Source organism: Prevotella lacticifex, assembly GCF_019973375.1.
GTDB lineage: Bacteria > Bacteroidota > Bacteroidia > Bacteroidales > Bacteroidaceae > Prevotella > Prevotella lacticifex.
The window spans coordinates 1,975,370-1,992,024 of the sequence record NZ_BPTV01000001.1 but is presented as its reverse complement, the minus strand read 5'-3'; the positions used below and the strand labels follow the sequence as shown (position 1 = coordinate 1,992,024).

Genomic DNA, 16,655 nt, shown 5'->3' with positions numbered 1-16,655 from the left:
TGGATATGTCCGAAAGAACTAACGAGGACATTATCAGTGGTGCCACACTGCTCTTGCAGCTCAACCGGAACCGCCAGCTCTTTCAGACGGTGTTGACCAACCCAAAGCGTTTCGAGTCCACTGTCGTGTACGAGCTGAAGAAGTTCGTACCAATCAGACAGCGTGGACAGACTCTCGAAGACGTACAACGTCAGACGAAAGAACTGCTTGGTGAACTGCAGGCAGCCGTAGAATCTGAGCCAGAAGACAATGAGGATAAAACTGATGAAGAGCAGGACCTGCCTCTGCATAAAGGTAAGCGTGCTGACCACGATCAGCTGCCGGATAGCATCAAGGCTATCTGGGAACAAAACGCTGAGCGGTGGAAGAAAATCAAGGCTTTGTATTATACCTGTCAGGATATTAAGGAACCGTGCGACCGTGCGGAGTCGCTCAACGCACTCAAAGAGACGTGGTATAAGTACAAGTCGGAGTTCGCAAGATACGATGATTACGTCATAGAGAATAGCGATGAAACTGCACAAAAAGAGACCACGCCTGTTGACTACGCCAAAGCCATTACCAACGCTCGCAGCTATCTGAGCAAGGCTGTCAAAGATGATAAGCTTCTTAATAAAAGAAAGGCAGCTCTCGCAGACGATGCAGACGACAAAACCATCCTGGACTACAACACTTCACTCCAAAGTGTAATGGATCGGGTTCAGCTGCTGCTCAACAGTGGCGAGATTATCGGTGATGACCTCCGTCAGAAACTTACGGATGCCGGTGTCGTTTTCCCTGAGGGAAAACCATCTGAGACGGTTGAACCGTCAGAAAATGCCGATTCCACCGATGATAAGGATATAGACAATGAGCAGGGGCAGGAGAATTGATGACATATTGCAGCCGCTCACGCGCCAGTCGCACCAGTACTTCCTCGGTAACGGACTTCACACGCTCGGTCTGCTCGGATGGATTCTGTCGCAGACAGGACGTGCTGATGTCTGGGTCAGCACTTTCTCTACGTCGGATGCTTTCTGCTCCGGCTTCCTCAATCTGAGGAAGAAAGGACTTATCGAGAAAGCATCACTTGTGGCGGACCTGAAGGCATCGAGAAAGACAATGCAGTTGGCTAAGCTGATGAGCAGCTGCTTCGATAATGTCTATCTTGCGCAGAACCACTCGAAGATAGTACTGGTACAAAATGAACGTTGGACGGTATCTGTCATATCATCGCAGAACCAGACTTATGGTGACCGTGCTGAGTGTACCATGGTTACCACATCACAGCAGGCTTTCCTGGATCTCTATATTGGACTTGACAAAATCATTAAGAAATCAGTTGACCTCAATGGATTATTCGAAAGAGTTGCTTCAAAAGATAGAGGAAGAGGCGAGGCGCATGATGACTCCGGCGGAGATTTCCGCCCTTTTGGGTATTGATGAGACGGAACTGACCGATGATATCAATACGCTCGGCCATCCTGCGCGGATTGCCTTTTTCCATGGTGTGGCAATAACAGCAAGGGAAATTCGCGAGGACATCCGGGACGCTGCGCGTGCCGGCTCGCCGTTCTCGGTATCAGAATGCCTCAGTATGATAGAAAGACAACTATCCTCAGTGACAATGATATAAGTATGAGCTTACCAGTCAACATAGATGAATACTCGCGTCTGGTCGTCCTCGACGATAACGAACTTCAGGCGCAAAATGTGGCCGTTTCCGTCCGGGAACGGCTGCAGCGGCTTCGTGGCATCTACGCCTACTGGCTGCAGTTCCCGTCGAAGTTCGATAAGGAGATTGTGGATTACGACATGAAGAAGTTCAAGGTCGGCAGGGCTCAGGCATACGACGACCTGCATCTGACTCAGATTCTCATGGGTAATCTGCAACAGGCATCCAAGGAGTTCATGCGTTGGAAAATCAACCGCGACCTTGAAGAAGATCTTCGTCTGGCCAGGCAGCGAGGCGATCTGCGCGCCGCGGCCTCGATAGAGAAGAACCGCATCATGAACAACCGCACTGACAAGGACGATGAGCCGGAATTGGAGTTTGATAAGATTGTGCCGCAGCAGTTCGAGATGACCGATGATCCGACGGTCATCGGCATACAAAAGGTTCCCGGTCTGCGCGACCGCATACGGAAGTTGGAGAAGAAATACGGCGACACGAAGATTGAGGATGCAGACTATGAGGAGATAAAGGAAGAGCACGATGGAAACGGAACAGGTTCATAAGGAATATTTCAACGATCCGCAGCTCTACTCCCTTGCCATGAACACGCGCGACGAGGTAATCGTTGCCGGGCGTGGTATGGGTAAGGGAGCCATACAGGCGGGCCGTCTGATGACGTGTTTTCAGGGTATGCCGGGGTCTATGGGTGGTTTCGTCTCGCCGTCGGTCAAGCGGTGCCTGACCAACATCCTGCCCTCGATGCTCATACACTTGGAGCGATGGGGGTTCAAGCGCGACCTTCACTATGTTGTCGGCAAACGTCCATGGAAGGCCCTGCACTGGAAATCGCCCATCTTCACGCCCGCCAACTGGGAGAATACTATCTCATTCTACAATGGCTCGGTGTGTAACATCATCTCCCAGGACCGTGCCGGCACCAGCAACTCGATGTCGCTCGACTACATCATCATAGACGAGGCGAAATTCATCAACTTTGAGCAGCTGAAGGATGAAACTTTTCAGGCCAACCGAGGCAACGAGCAGTACTTCCACAACTTCCCGCTGCACCACGGCATGACCATCACCTCTGATATGCCGGTGACGAAAAAGGGCAGCTGGTTCCTCTCCTACAAGGATGACATGGATAAGGAACTTGTGGAAGCCATTGAGGGACTGGTCTATGCCAAGTGGCGGGCCAAGCGCCAGCAGAAGGCGATGCCCTCGCAGGCGGATGCCATACAGAAGAAAATAGATCGCATCGACGCGAAGCTGAGCTTCCTGCGGTCAAAGTGCCTTCTCTATAAGGAGTACACCAGTATCCAGAACCTCGCCCTCTTGGGTGAGGAGTTTATCCGCCGTGCCAAGCGCGACCTGCCGCCGCTGACCTTCGCCACGTCCATCATGTGCAAGCGCATTGAGATAAGTACAGACGGCTTCTACGGCGGCATGAGGGAGGATGTCAACCTCTACACTGCGCCTAATGAGAATGTGCTTAATCTCGAAGCGCTCAATGACGGTGCCATCCCCAACGACTGCCGTCAGGATAGCGACCTCGACGCTCAATTGCCGCTCATCATCGCCTTTGATGCCAACGCGAACATCAACTGGCTGGTCTGTGGCCAGGTGGGCAAGGATGGCAAGCTCCGTGTCCTGAAGTCCTTCTTCGTTAAGTACGAGCGGAAGATCCCGGAACTGCTTGATGATTTCAACGACTATTACCGCTATCACCGTCGCCATCAGGTAGTGTTCTACTACGATGCCACCTTCGTGGGCAACAGCTATGGCACCCATTCCGAGGCCTTCTATCGCATGATCATCACGGGACTGCGTCGCAAGGGGTGGAACGTGAAGTCCAAGTATATCGGTAAGCCGATGAACCACATCTTGAAGAATGACCTTATCAACCGCATGTTCCGTGGCCGTGCCCGCCACTTGGTGCTCATCAACAGGGACAACAATCCAGATTTGCTCATCTCCATCACCTCGGCCGGTGTCAAGAATGGCCAGAAAGATAAGAGCGGTGAAAAACTTGCGGAGACCGAAGAGGACAAGCTGGAGAGCCGTACCGACGGCTCCGACGCGTTTGACACGCTGTGCATCGGGGTAGAGCGGTTCCCAGTCATGCAGTATCGCAGTGTGTCCACCAATGGATATTCGAAATAGCAACCACTTTCTTTTGCCATTATATAATGTAAGGGGCGTTCCTGATGATGGGAGCGTCCTTTTTTTCTTGTTTTTGTCGCTGCAGCATCTTCACGAGGCTTGATAGTCTTAGGTAGGATGCGACCGCATACTGACTCGTATGTATTCTGTGAACCTCATAGTTGTCATTTATCGGTACTCTTGTTGTCCATAGCTGTTACCGCAATATACTTGAATGGCATCATTGTTTGTGCCATCGCATAGCTGCTGCCGTGGCCCCTGCTCTATTATTCGATTGCCGTTTCTCGATGAGTAGTCTCTTAACCGTCCTGCCGTAAACTTCTGCCTTGATGTTCTGATTATTTTGTAAGCTCATACGGATGCGCTTCAACCATTTGTCTGGTGGGTGCTGCTGAAAGTTGTGGCATGTTGTCATGATGAAATTTTCCGGGCATTGTCGGACTTTGAATTTTTCCTTTGCAAAGTTAGCGCAATCCCGGCCTCTGCAAGTTCAAGCCTACGGTTGTCTCGTAAAATTTTTCAGAAAGTTGGGGCAGGTTTGCCTTATCCAACTTTCCAAGTCTGAAGATGAAAAATTTTACGGCCAAAACTGGCATCTAAGGCCTTTCCGATTGCTGCTCCTTTTATGCACGTAAAAATTAATAAAAGTCCAACAATTAAAAATTTCAACATCATGACAACATCAACTTTCACACAGCAGCACCTCACCGCCAATGGTTTCACGAAGCGCAACCGCAAGAGCCATCTCTTCTCTCAGAACCTCTATCAGGTAGAAGTCAACGGCGAGGACGGAGACTACATCACATTCGAGGTAACGGCTGACTCTTGCGCAGAGGCCACGGCAGCAGCTGAGCGCATGGCAATGGATGTGATGGTTGACATTCAGTATATCACAGTAACAGCTTTGGATTAATCAACAAGAACGTTTCACAATTTAAATTATACAACTATGAAGTTCACAGAACACAACGAGATCGTAATGGAGAAGTTCGCATCAATGATTATCGAGCGCATCGAAAAGATGCAGGCAAGCGACTGGAAACAGGGCTGGATCGGTCGCACTATCGGGGGAAGCCCCGTTAACATCGAGGGCAACAGATATCAGGGTTGCAACGTTTTCTGGCTGATGATGGACTGCGCACTGAATAACTGGGAGCATCCTATCTACTGTACCCTCAAGCAGGCCAACCGCCTCGGTGCCCATGTCAACAAAGGCTCTAAGTCCATGCCTGTCATCTTCTGGGATTATTCCATCACCACTCCTGCCGGCAAGCGTATCTCTCTTGACACCTACCATAAGATGAGTAAGGATGAGCAGGAGAAGTGTACGAAGTTCCCTTTCCTGAAGAGCTACAGTGTCTTCAATGTGGCACAGACCAACTTAGAGGAGAAACAGCCTGATAAGGTCAATGCCCTGAAGGAGGGCTTCGGCTGTGAGATTGCTAAGGACTCACAGGGTATGTATGCCAACGCAGCCCTTGACAGAATGATAGAGGAACAGTCCTGGGTGTGCCCGATACAGGCCACGAATGATGCCGACGGTGCGTTCTACTCTCCGACGCGTGATATGATAATCGTCCCTCGTAAGGAGCAGTTCAAGCGCGGGGCCTCCGCCGAAGAGATATACAAGGACGGACAGGAGTTCTACTCATCCATGCTCCACGAGATGATACACTCCACTGGCACAGCCAGCCGTCTCAATCGCGAGAAAGGAAAGAAGTTCGGCGATACGCTCTACGCTAAAGAGGAACTGGTCGCTGAGCTTGGTGCGGCACGTGTTGGGCAGGTGCTTGGGTTCGATAAGCGTATCATCAACAACAACGCGGCTTATTGTAAAGGTTGGGTCAATGCCTTGCGTGAGCAGCCTAAGTATGTGCTCTCGCTCATGACCGACGTGGAGAAGGCCAGCAGGATGATACTGGACAAGCTCGCCTAATGCTTGGTACAACGGATAACTCATCCCTGAGGCTTCCGGGCTTCGGGGATTTTGTTTGTGTACTTCGAGAAGGCACGTACCCCCAGTGCTACAGTCTGCCTTCAGCTTACGCTACGTGGACCGCATGGCTGGTTCACTGCGCGACGCACCAGGCATACAGTAGCACTGGGGTGAGAGGATGGGACAGTGGCAGCACATGCCTTGCGCTGGGCATCGTCACACCCATGTGCCGCTGTCGCTTATGGCAAGTGCTGCTCTTTGCGTTCAGTTGCCACGCAGGCTAACCCACCAACATACAGTGTGCCGGTGGCAGGCCAATGGCACACCGTATGGCAGTGGAGATAGGTTAGGACATTCATTGGTAGCGCTGAACCGATGATGCTCATCCGTCCGGCGCATACCGCGGATGGCAATTGCCATACCTCTTGCAGCGACAAAAGAGTTAATTGCCGACGTTGCAGAATTGAAAGGTCTTTACATATTCCGCTATATCAAAGGGAGGCAATTGCCAAGGCGTTTTAGGGCGGTGGGTGGTGGTAAGGCAGGCATCGGCGGCAGAGCCGCCACACAAACCGCCAAATCGCTGATATTGGGCGGTTTGCGTTTTTTGACAGTGGAAAACTCGCGCAAAACCACCCAAATTGCCGCCTGAAAACGGTAACTTGGGACCCCTTTTGCGCGAAAAACGCCCACTTGCCGAGGTATTGACATCGTTTTAGTGGGCAGAGCGGTCAAATCCTGCATTTCGGATTGGCCCAAAATTGCCGGATTTGGTGATTTCTTTATTTTTTACAAGTAATTACTGCCAACAGATGTCCTTGAGCCGACATTTAGCATGTATTTTCTGCCATACATTATATAGACTATCTTTGCGGAAAAAGAACAGAGAATGGCAGACACACTCACACCGAATGAAGCGCTACTGCAGCTGCGGACACTTTACGAGGGCATACGCGATGAGCGTCACACGTATGCCAACACCGCAACGAGGATAGGCAACGCCTTCCTTGCGCTGCTGTCGTATATTGCCGGTGCTCCTTACCTTCGCAAGGATACGGCCGACACTGCCGCCGGAGTTCTCACGCTGCTCATGGGCTGCGTCATAGGCGAGAGCAAGCAGATAAGGCTCAACCCGGACGGTTCCATCGTCTGCGGCTCAATCCGCGTCGATGGCTCGGCCATCTTCAACGAACTGGTGTTCAACCATCAAAACGTGTTGGAGGGCGACACCTACTTCACCGACAAAGGCATCATCGAGCAGGTGGAGCACACCGATATCGGGCAGTACACCCTGACCTTCCGGAAAGAGTATGATGCCGACCACCATACCTTTCACGTCAACGACATACTTCTTGGCAAGGTGAACCGTCTCGACACGGGAAAGACTCATTACTCGTTCTGGCTGCGAGTCGATAAGGTAGATACCACGGCGAATACCGCCGTCTGCTCCCTCTACAGTGACAGCGACGTGCCGGGCGGTAAGAACTACGCCCCAGTGCCCACGGCACGCATCATCCGATGGGGCAACACGGTTGACACCTCACGGCAGAGCGTGTGGTTTGTCTCTTCTAACGATGGTCGCTGGCTCTTCCTGCAGGGCGTGGACAAACCCATCGTCGAGGACTCGGAACATGGCTCGAACTATGCTGCATTTGTGGGCCTGCCTCCCGACATACAGGTCGTGCACGACTTGCTGCAGAAAGGTGTCATCTCGAAGGAACAACCCTGTCTGTACTTCCACACCATCATCGCGCAGAATATCATCCTACTGGACTACCTCGGCAAGCCCATGTACCAAGCCCGCGACTGCGGGCAGTGGAACGCGTCGAGGAAGTACATCAAGGGATGGGACGATACGGCAAAGGGATACTATAAAGACCGCGTTTGGTGGAAAGGCTGCTACTGGGAGTGTTCCGTGGATGAGTGCTCAGGCAGCGAGCCGAGATACGGCAACACCAGTTGGACGTGCCTCATTGGCGGCTCAAACATGAGCATCAGCATCGTCAGTTCGGCGGGCAACTGGTTCCGTGCCGGAACTGACTGGACGACAACGCTAAAGGCCTCCGTTTGGAACGCTGAGATGCAGCTGAAAGCCGAGGAACTCACTGGGTGCACGGTCATTTGGACGCGCATCAGCGACGATGCCGACGGCGACACGGCATGGAACGCTCGCCATGAGAACTTTCATGAACTTTCGTTGTTCGTGGATTCAAAGATGGATCTGCCATCGGAGTGGGAGGCTGGCAGTAAGGTAGGTTACAAGGTCGTGGTGATATTCCCCGACGGCAGTAAATATGACCAGGATTATTCAATCGTGATATAAAGAGGATAAAATATGAAGATGAAAATTACGGGTGGCCGGGTTATCCACCCTGCGCTGAGCTTCGCATTCTCCATGGTGGAGTTTGGTGGCAGCAAGATTCAGAAATACAACACGCTGTTGGGAACATTCGTCCCAGACAGGACGATTACGCCGTACCAGATGAAGCCAAGTCTCATCATCAGCGACCCGGAAGGCAACATCCCGACAGGCGACTACGCCTCGTCGATGCGAAATGTCGTGTGGACGGTAAGACTCATTGACGGTAAGAATGTCATCCAGATGACAAAGGGCACGAGTGCTACGACTGGCGACTACTTCGTCGATACCGTCAATGCGCTGACCGTCAGACGAAATGTTGAGACCTCTCAGATGCTGAGCATAGACTTCTACGGCGAATACTATAATGCCATACGTAAGGAAACCACTCGCTTTGAGTGGCATAAGAACCTGATAACGGCGGATGAGACAGAAACGAACCTGAACCTGGAACTACGCTTCCCGTCGAAGATGAATTTCTCGCCGTTTAAAAATTACGGTAAGTTTCCCATCGAGGCTGCGCTGATGAACGGCGGTGTGCCTCTCGATAAGGATCATGCCGGGTATAAATGGCAGACATTCGAGACTACCAATAAGAGCTGGAGAGACATCGACGAAACATCAGATCTGTGGTATGTCACCGGTAAGGACGCTTCTCAGATCACCGTAGATGTGGACTTCATTCAGCATACTTTGCTGCGCGTCACGGCTTGGCCAAAGAGCGACCCGGCACAGCAGCTGGGGGCATCGACGCTGCTCCGCCGCTGGTATGGGCAGTGGGATGATACGTATGAATTCGCCTATGCCAAGTTTCTTAAATCCACCACACGGCAGACGAAGGCCGTGGCAAAGGTAACGAACCGGCAAGGGGACATCTCGAACCCACAACGGTACTTCGATATCCAACTCTTCTATCGTGAGAATGCAACGAGTGAGTGGAAATGCCTGGGCAACGGCACCGAGTTCACGATACAGCGCGAGCAGCTATCCGGCGAGCACCAGATTGGCGGCGTATGCCGTGAGCTGAGTGCCTACCGTCCTATCATACTGCCAGACGGCAGTTTCCTCGCAGACACCGATGGCAAGCCTCTCGTAGGCAGGTTCCCGACATCAGAGGTAGAAACAGAATAAAACGAATAGATATGGATTACTACATTATTCCGGCCGATCTTGCAAGGCAGCTCGGCCTAACTGATTTCCGTACCGGTGATGAGCAGCATGGCTATGTGGTGAACACCTCTGATTTGGAGGTGTTCGGCATAGAGGAAGCCAAACAGCTGGGTGCACGGTATGTAAGTGCGTGGGAAGCACAGAAAACTATCAAAGAGATTACGAACAAGTAAACAATACGATTATGAACTCAATATCAGCAATTGACAATCTCTATACCTTCGATGATGGTGATACCCTCACCCCTGGTATGGGTATCGTGTGGGTCAACGGTGAGACCAATGTCGGACTGGAGCAGTATTACAATCCCTCTACGGGTAAGGTGGTGGGCACCGACTTCACGAAACATCCTGCTTTGATGTATCCGCGTCCGTACAGCACGAAGCGCGGCGACATCATTGTGCCGGAGACGGCTGGCCAACAGTGGTATATCGGCAACATCACTGAGGAGGGTGGCATCCTCCAGAATGGTAAGGTGAAGGATATCTGGAAAAATTATTTCGAGTTGACCACTGTAGATTCCAATGGTAAAACATTCCCGGCATTGAAGATAAAGGGTAATCTTACAGATAAGTATAAGAGCGATAAGCACATCTACTACAAGAGCTCATACAACGGACTAAACTTCGTGTGCGACCAGCTCATTCCCATTCAGGCATCAGCTGGCGACAGCTTCAAGGTACTCGTCACCTGTACGGGAGCGGATGGCAGCGGCGACAACGTGCTGTCAAACGACAACGACTGGATCCAGTACACTGCCAACCTGCAGCGCAGCGGATTGAATGTGGATGGCGCACAATATCAATGGCAGCGCAATGAGAATGGAACATGGAAGAATATGACTACCATCGCCAGCATTCAGGAGGTGAACGGAAATGTCTTGAAGCTGTATAATGCCGGTGTTGAAGGCTCGGAGCTGTTCCGCTGTTTGGCAAACTACAACAACCAGACCTATATCGGTACTGCAGAGGCTACGGATATCCACGATCCGTTCTATATCGACATCGGACGCAGCATCCCCTCGCAGAGTGTGAATGTAGGACAGACGGTTACGTACAACCCCAAGGTTTATGAACGGGCAACCGGCAAACTCTCCGAGGGGTGGACGTTCGACTTTACGTTCACGGATAACGACGGTAACGAAATTACTGACTTGACGGAGAAAACGCTTACTTACGACAACATCGATAAGCACAAAGGTGTCGCCGTACGCATTCATGCTAAGAGATAACTATGATTGGAGTTACAGCATTAGATAAGCTCTATCCCGCTCCTAAGGATGGTAAACCAGGCAACGACGCGGTGGTATATTCCATAGTCTGCTCCAATACCAACCCGAATGTTACTGACAGTGACGTGAGTGTTACTCTCACGGCATACATGACTGTCGGCAGTGAGCGGGAAATGTGTACGTTTGATGGTCATCTGTGCTTTGGCAATGCAACGGAAGGTAAGTATATAAATGACAATCCAGCCACCATAGTTATGCCAAAGGGTAGTACCAAAGCCGTTATTATTGAACTAATAGACGAAGACGTGCTCGCTGTCTGTACCATCTCGCCCGTCGTAAACGGCGTGAATGGTACAAGTGTGCTGGCACAGTACTGTCCCAGTAGAGAAATTATCTTTATCGGAGGAACCTCGACGAAACCAGATGAGTCGAATATCCATGATAGCTACAATGATGGCGATGAGTGGATGCGCACAAAATCAAGCACCGACGCTGCATATGGCAGTTGGTTCCGCATTGTAGGTGAGAAAGGTACAGACGGTGAATATACCGACTATACCTTTAATCTGAGCAAGGATAAGACGACGAAAGACGCATACACCGTTCCTGGCAATCTGAAGTCTACAACTTGGACGGATGCTCCTCAGGTGCCTAATACGGACTACCCTTATCTCTGGATGCGGATGGAGCGTAAGAACCTGCCGACAGGGACGGCAATATTATATGGCCATGAATATTCCTACGTCCGCCTGACAGGTGAGGATGGCAAGACCGTGACGGCACAATACTCCGTTGACGGCAAGACGAACTGGCATTCGCCATTCGCCACCGGCGATATCTGGATGCGCACAAGTGAAGACGGCGGAAAGACCTGGGGCGTAGCAGTGCGGATCGTGGGTGAGAAGGGCAACGGAGGTGCATGGACGGACTACCGTTTCAACATCTCCTCGGCCTTGACAACATCCTCACCACTGGCAGCTCCTACCCCGTTAGGACGCAGCAGCTGGGCCGACGCGCCAATGGCGACCACGTCATCGTTCCCTTATCTGTGGATGCAAGTGCAGAAATACAGCGACACGACGACAAAGGACGGTCAGCCGACATATATGCGGCTGACTGGAGAGCAAGGCAAGCCTGGTCAGACAGGCGGAGTCGGTCCGATGATGTACTATGCAGGAGAGTGGCAATCTGGTGTGTCGTATGTCAGAACAGCCCAGGTCGTGCCGCTTGTGAGCCACGGCAGCGATCAGTTCTACTATTATCCTGCCAAGGAGGGTACATTGCTTAACAATGAACCGTCGAGCAGCAATACAGCATGGAAGCAACAACAGAAAGTGCCTTTGCTGCTGGCGGAACTTTTGATGGTTAAATTCGGGAAAATCGGTGATGCTGTCTTCGCCGATCATCTTATGATGTCTCAGCAGGGTGTTGATTCAGTCGGGAAAACAGCCAGTTATGAAGCTTATGACGGAAATCCTGATGGGGACGGGGACTTTAACCCTAACCTTTATCTGAATTTCCTTACCGGCAAAATGAGAGCTGTTGGTATGGAAGCCATTGGCGGCAAGTTTCATGACGTTGATGTCAGTGGTACAGTCTCGGCTAATTTGTTGTATGGGAGGACTAAGACTGTTGTCTTCACCTCGACAATGACAACGTATGTCATTGATCCCAAGAAAGAACCTGCTACCACGTTCTTCGTGGACGAGCCTGGCAGCATCCATGGCAATTTCTTTAAGTTACCAAAAGCCTCAGATTACGATGGTCTGGAAATCACCATTTTCTGCAAGCACATGATTGCAGACACACGAATGTCAGTTGAAGCACACAACGTGTATGTTCTTTGCGCAGAGGCAACAGATCATTTTTATGTCAAACAGAATGTGAGGAATGCATTGTTGTGCGGAGCTTCGAGTTTGAATGACACGAAGATGGTAACGACTGTCGAGGAGAAATGGATAAATTTTACAGACTTCATAGGTACATCTGTCAAGATACAAATGAACGACTTGGTGAAGTTCAAGAGTATTGGTGGCTCATGGTATGCAATAGAGGGCTTATTTACAGGTGAATAAAAGTAATATTAATTATGGACGGAACGAAAATTAATGAAATCGAGGATTTCGCCGACATCAACGCGAATATCCGAATGTTCGGCTACGATCCTGTGGCCAACAAGGTGGGCAGGGTGCCCATCTCAGCAGTACAGAGTAAGATACCCTATTGTGGCTGCCGATGGCGCAAGGACAGCTCATCGACGGAGGGTGAGCCGATAGGTGATCTGCAGATGCTGGCGCAGCTGCCAAGCATCTTAGGCCTTGGCGGCTATCTGGTACAGAACGACCACTCGCGGCGTAAGCTCGCCTCCGATACGCACTTCAAGTTCGACAACGGTGGCGCGGCTAAACTCGATGGCTCTATGGGGCACTACCAGTGGGGAACGGGCATCCCGTTCTATTATGCACAGTGGGAAGATGATGTGTTTGACTACGAGGCGGTATCTATGGCTCCAATGTCAGGACGATGGAACTATAAGATACCTGTCTTTAGTATCGCCTGTTCCGGAGCGTCCGCCCTCGACCGCACGAACAACATCCTCGTAAGTTACTGCAATCGGACGGCGCAGTACCGTGGCGGCAACAATGTGGCTGATAACGATGCTGCTTGGAATACGCTGCTTGGCAAACCAGTCGTCAATGTACCAGAGAACAACTTGCAGAAATACGCTGAGAAGAATGGAGACAGGTGGGGAGCGTCGATGTTCCCGGTTATCTATGTCATCGGCATGCTCTGCCGTATCATCTTCCATAACCGTAACATCCAGGCTCCATATAATGCCACACTGACAAAAGACGGACTGCGTCAGGGCGGTCTTGGAATGGGTATCGATAATGTGAATACATCGTTCGGCAATCAATATGCTACGCTTGACATCGATGCTCTTGCCGATAAGGGCGATGCCACAGGCGTATTCAGCTACGATGTCAAGGATGGCAGCACGGTGAAACTCACTATTAAGAATATCCCGTGCTTCTACGGACTAAAGAACTTCTATCATTACCTCTGGGTAATGTTGCACGGCTGCAACATCACATACAACGCCGACAAAACTATCAACGTCTTCGCTCAACGCATTTGGGATAAGACACCTGTCGTTACCGATACCACGTCGGGCATGCGTCAGATAGGAACAATACCGGCAATGGATGAAGGCTGGTATTTCGGGAAACGGATGAGTCAGGCTAAGCTGCTGATGTTCCCGACGCTGTTCGGCGGAAGTGAATCGACTTTCTTCGCTGACGGATTCTATCATAATGGCCTTACCTCCGGCCTTCGCGGCCTTTTTGCTCTCGGCCCTGCGGACGGTGGCGGCGTTGCGGGCGTTGGGTGTCTCGCTGGCTACAGTGGTCCCGGGCATGCCTGGGTGGACAGCGGGGCTGCCCTCTGCGAAGCAGCTGAGGACTGGGACACGGAGCCTTTCTGGCAAGCGTAAGCGGACCACAGCGGACAGCTGCGGACGAAAGGAAACAAAGCACACCAGCCGTGCCCCCAAAGGGCACGGCTCCGCCACGAGGAACGAGTGGCGGCGAAGCCGCAAGGGGTATCTTTGCTTTTCGTTAACTATAATATTTGCAACAACAGATAAAATAAAATCGTTCTTTGACATGCTGTTTCACGGAAAAGTTGTAATTTTGCAAACGCAAGTCGGAAATTCCACTTGCAGGCGGATTTCCTCAGCTCCGGCCTTCGCGGCCTTTTTGCTCTCGGCACTGCGAACAATGGCGGCAATGCGGGCGTTGGGTGTCTCAATGGCAACAATGGTCCCGGGAATGCCAGGGTGAACAACGGGGCTGCCCTCAACGATACTTATAACTTCGAGACGAGGAATGAGCCTTCCCCATTGGGAAAACACATAGAAAGATGGCGGCGAGACTCGTAGCCTATAGCGTGAGCGTCATACCCGTCGTGCAGGTATTGCAGACTGCACAGCAAACACAAGGTGCGTCCTGCACCGATAGACCCCGACACAAGATCCCGACAAACTTACAATTCAATCCAAAGAACCCATCATGAGACGTATCCATGACTTGGGAACGGATGCTACGCCTGCGAATGTCCGCGGCGCATGGGAAAGTTTCTCCGATGGTAAGAACCACCGCAAGAATATCAAGCGGTATGAAAAATGCCTTGAAGAGAATCTTAACCGTGTCCTGCACGAGTTGGATGATGAGTCGTGGCAACCGTCCCCGTATATAGAGAAAAGGGTCTTCGAGCGAAAGCCACGCAAACTTGCTAAGGCGCCCATCGAAGACCATGTGCTTGAAGCTGCCGCCGTGCGGCCCTACGAAACAAGCCTGTATGACTACATCGCCTGGCAGGTACCGGCCGTCCGCCCTAATATGGGACAGAAAGCCTTGCTTCGCTCTATACGCAACGAACTTTTTGCTAATACGCAGCAAGAATGCATGTATTATCTGTCGATGGACGCTCACCATTACTTCCCGCTTATGGACCATGCTATCCTCAAAAGGCAGATTTCACGCAAGGTGAAACCGGGAAGGCTACAGAGAGTTCTCTATAAGATTGTTGATAGTTACATGCACGGCGCACCGCTGGGCATCAAGGTAAGCCAGATTTTCGGACAACTCTACCTTGCCGACTTCGACAGGCTTGTCATGCGGTTCTTTGATATTGGCAGGGATCCTGACAAACTGGCTCTTTGGACGAGAAAGTACATCGAGGCAAGGATTGTGACGGCATCCACGCCAGATGATTATGCCGACCTGTGCAAGGGACCTGCCTTTCTTGCTGAGAAATTCAGGAGGTACGTCGAGGACGGTCTGCCGCATTATTCCCGATTCGTTGACAACATCATTATCAGGCACGCTGACAAGGCAGTGCTCGGCATTGTGAAGGTTCTTGCCATCATGATCCTGGCAAGGGACTATCACGTCATTGTCAACAGGGACTACAATGTCCGGCCTACATGGACGGGTATCCGTATTGTGGGGTATGTTTTCTATCACGACCGCGTAATGCTGGGCAAGCGCAATAAACAAGACCTCTGCCGGCATGTGGCCAGACTTTTCAAACAGGGTAAGTCGGAAGAGGAGGTGCGCGTGGCGCAAGCATCACGTTTCGGCTATGCAAAACATGCTGACTGTATTCATTTATTCAAAAGTATAGGAATGGAAAATAGCTTAGGAAAGATTATCAAACGACGTCGCATCAAGGCTCCTTTTCAGGGGATGGTGTCAACGCAGAAAGTAAAATTCTCATCAATCTGCAAAATGTTATTAAATGTTAACGGGGGGGGGTGAACCACATACGTGGAATAAGAAAATCTATCTCGTTGACTATCTCATCGAAGACTCGAAGATTGAGAAGACGCAGGTATCAGTGAAGGTACAAGATTCCAACGGTCAGATTCGGGATGTGCTGCAACAGCAGCCGGGCAAGGTGCTTGCCATCCGCTTCAAGAAGATTATCAAGACCGAGGAGCGGACCAGCGAGAGCGGTGAAGTCTATGAACACTATGAGTTTGAGAAGCTGCGCGACGCGCAGGGCAATCCTACGCTCGTCGATGCGGAATATTACAGCTACACCGGCTCGAAGATTCTCATCGACCAGGCGTTGAATGACTTCTCGAAAGAGGATTTGCCGAGTCCTACCGTGGTACAGCAGTTTCAGGGTAAGAACGGACAGACATTCTTTAAATTTACATAAATACAAGAGCTATGAGTGAACTACACAAGGCTGTTTACAGAGAGCAGCGCACAATTATGAAGTACGATGAGGGTAGAGTGATGCTCTATCCAAATGAGACGGTCATCGAGAACTATCAGCCAGAGAAACAGGAAGGAGCCGAGAACGCACCTGCACCGTTCAAGGCCTATCAGTACGAGGGCGAGGAGAACGACGGCGGCTATATTCGCGAGTGCCCGGACATCACCAACCTGCATGACGTGGCCAACGCCATCATGCGCACGAAGTATGAGCTAAGCGAGGAACTCGCACTGCAGCGCCACTACCAGACCTCCCCGGAGGAGTATGCAGAGAAGTGGAAGGAGTACTGCACCTTCGCCGACGCTGCGGCAGACAAGGCCCGCCAATGGCTGGGCATCAAGGGGTAGCTTTTCCA

The 16,655-nt window shown here is 51.2% G+C and carries 17 protein-coding genes; 16 read left to right on the top strand and 1 reads right to left on the bottom strand.

The window, feature by feature from the left end; genetic code table 11:
- The first annotated feature begins 5 nt into the window (after positions 1–5).
- The 6 genes from LDN30_RS07865 to LDN30_RS07840 all read left to right on the top strand — a co-directional run bounded on the left by LDN30_RS07865 (position 6) and on the right by LDN30_RS07840 (position 5,753).
- On the top strand, positions 6–872 hold the full coding sequence (locus tag LDN30_RS07865; protein ID WP_223929180.1) for a hypothetical protein: 867 nt from the start codon (positions 6–8) through the stop codon (positions 870–872).
- A complete protein-coding gene (locus LDN30_RS07860; RefSeq protein WP_223929179.1) occupies positions 850–1,422 on the top strand; it encodes a C4-dicarboxylate ABC transporter in 573 nt (190 codons plus the stop codon). The genes LDN30_RS07865 and LDN30_RS07860 overlap by 23 nt, the downstream gene beginning before the upstream one ends.
- Positions 1,423–1,617: 195 nt before the next feature.
- A complete protein-coding gene (locus tag LDN30_RS07855) occupies positions 1,618–2,217 on the top strand; it encodes a hypothetical protein (RefSeq protein ID WP_223929178.1) in 600 nt (199 codons plus the stop codon).
- Entirely contained in the window at positions 2,195–3,817 is a 1,623-nt protein-coding gene (locus LDN30_RS07850; protein WP_223929177.1) for a hypothetical protein, read from the top strand. The genes LDN30_RS07855 and LDN30_RS07850 overlap by 23 nt, the downstream gene beginning before the upstream one ends.
- 673 nt (positions 3,818–4,490) lie before the next feature.
- Positions 4,491–4,730: a hypothetical protein gene (locus tag LDN30_RS07845; RefSeq protein WP_223929176.1), complete on the top strand. Its 240-nt coding sequence runs from the start codon at positions 4,491–4,493 to the stop codon at positions 4,728–4,730.
- A 36-nt stretch (positions 4,731–4,766) separates the two neighbouring features.
- Complete coding sequence (locus tag LDN30_RS07840; protein ID WP_223929175.1) at positions 4,767–5,753, top strand: ArdC family protein; 987 nt, start codon at positions 4,767–4,769, stop codon at positions 5,751–5,753.
- A 264-nt stretch (positions 5,754–6,017) separates the two neighbouring features.
- Here the strand turns inward: LDN30_RS07840 and LDN30_RS07835 are convergent, their stop codons facing one another.
- Positions 6,018–6,173 carry a hypothetical protein gene (locus tag LDN30_RS07835; RefSeq protein ID WP_223929174.1) on the bottom strand — a complete coding sequence of 52 codons (156 nt, stop codon included), beginning with the start codon at positions 6,171–6,173 and terminating at the stop codon, positions 6,018–6,020.
- Here LDN30_RS07835 and LDN30_RS07830 point away from each other — a divergent pair.
- From LDN30_RS07830 to LDN30_RS07785, 10 genes are all read left to right on the top strand, one after another.
- Positions 6,160–6,405, top strand: a complete 246-nt coding sequence (locus LDN30_RS07830; RefSeq protein WP_223929173.1) for a hypothetical protein — start codon at positions 6,160–6,162, stop codon at positions 6,403–6,405. The genes LDN30_RS07835 and LDN30_RS07830 overlap by 14 nt on opposite strands.
- A 237-nt stretch (positions 6,406–6,642) precedes the next feature.
- The gene (locus LDN30_RS07825) at positions 6,643–8,076 is read left to right on the top strand and encodes a hypothetical protein (protein ID WP_223929172.1); all 1,434 of its coding nucleotides are present in this window, start codon (positions 6,643–6,645) and stop codon (positions 8,074–8,076) included.
- Positions 8,077–8,088: 12 nt separating this feature from the next.
- Complete coding sequence (locus LDN30_RS07820) at positions 8,089–9,243, top strand: hypothetical protein (protein ID WP_223929171.1); 1,155 nt, start codon at positions 8,089–8,091, stop codon at positions 9,241–9,243.
- Positions 9,244–9,254: 11 nt separating this feature from the next.
- Positions 9,255–9,455, top strand: a complete 201-nt coding sequence (locus LDN30_RS07815) for a hypothetical protein (protein WP_223929170.1) — start codon at positions 9,255–9,257, stop codon at positions 9,453–9,455.
- Between the two features lie 11 nt (positions 9,456–9,466).
- Positions 9,467–10,513 carry a hypothetical protein gene (locus tag LDN30_RS07810; protein ID WP_223929169.1) on the top strand — a complete coding sequence of 349 codons (1,047 nt, stop codon included), beginning with the start codon at positions 9,467–9,469 and terminating at the stop codon, positions 10,511–10,513.
- A 2-nt stretch (positions 10,514–10,515) separates the two neighbouring features.
- On the top strand, positions 10,516–12,588 hold the full coding sequence (locus LDN30_RS07805; RefSeq protein ID WP_223929168.1) for a hypothetical protein: 2,073 nt from the start codon (positions 10,516–10,518) through the stop codon (positions 12,586–12,588).
- A 14-nt stretch (positions 12,589–12,602) separates the two neighbouring features.
- Positions 12,603–14,006 carry a hypothetical protein gene (locus tag LDN30_RS07800; protein ID WP_223929167.1) on the top strand — a complete coding sequence of 468 codons (1,404 nt, stop codon included), beginning with the start codon at positions 12,603–12,605 and terminating at the stop codon, positions 14,004–14,006.
- A 577-nt stretch (positions 14,007–14,583) separates the two neighbouring features.
- Positions 14,584–15,834, top strand: coding sequence for an RNA-dependent RNA polymerase family protein (locus LDN30_RS07795; RefSeq protein ID WP_223929166.1), 1,251 nt, complete (start codon positions 14,584–14,586; stop codon positions 15,832–15,834).
- A complete protein-coding gene (locus LDN30_RS07790) occupies positions 15,815–16,240 on the top strand; it encodes a hypothetical protein (protein ID WP_223929165.1) in 426 nt (141 codons plus the stop codon). Before LDN30_RS07795 ends, LDN30_RS07790 begins: the two co-directional genes overlap by 20 nt.
- An 11-nt stretch (positions 16,241–16,251) precedes the next feature.
- Entirely contained in the window at positions 16,252–16,647 is a 396-nt protein-coding gene (locus tag LDN30_RS07785; RefSeq protein ID WP_223929164.1) for a hypothetical protein, read from the top strand.
- The last annotated feature ends 8 nt before the right edge of the window (positions 16,648–16,655 follow it).